We start from the raw sequence: 387 nt of genomic DNA on the forward strand, positions 1-387 counted from the left end.
CGTCGCGATGGCGCATTCGGTGATGACGGTGCCCTTCGCGACGGTGCTGATTCTGGTCTCGCTCAGCCAGCTCGACCGCCGCATCGACCTCGCCGCGCGCGGCCTCGGCGCCAGCGTGTGGGAGCGCGCGACGCGTATCATCATGCCCAACATCAAGTTCGGCATCGTCACCGCCGCGCTGCTCTCCTTCGTGCTGTCCTGGGAGGAGATCGGCGTGACGCTGTTCATCACCTCGGTCAACGCGATCACGCTGCCTCGCCTGATGTGGATGGGACTGCGCGACAACATCGATCCGGCGATCGCCGCGCTCTCGGTGATCCTGATCATCATCACCGTGCTGGTGCTTGCGGTGAGGAGCGTGGTGACCAGGCGCGCAGCGCCGTAGAG

The 387-nt window shown here is 65.9% G+C and carries 1 protein-coding gene; it reads left to right on the forward strand.

All coding sequences use genetic code 11. The features are described 5' to 3' along the window. Positions 1 to 385, forward strand: a 385-nt coding sequence (locus EOA33_RS38645) for an ABC transporter permease subunit (RefSeq protein ID WP_127407883.1), incomplete at its 5' end; no start/stop codon positions are given. Positions 386 to 387 lie beyond the last annotated feature (2 nt).

The sequence above is a fragment of the Mesorhizobium sp. M4A.F.Ca.ET.050.02.1.1 genome, assembly GCF_003997725.1.
Taxonomy (GTDB): Bacteria; Pseudomonadota; Alphaproteobacteria; order Rhizobiales; family Rhizobiaceae; genus Mesorhizobium.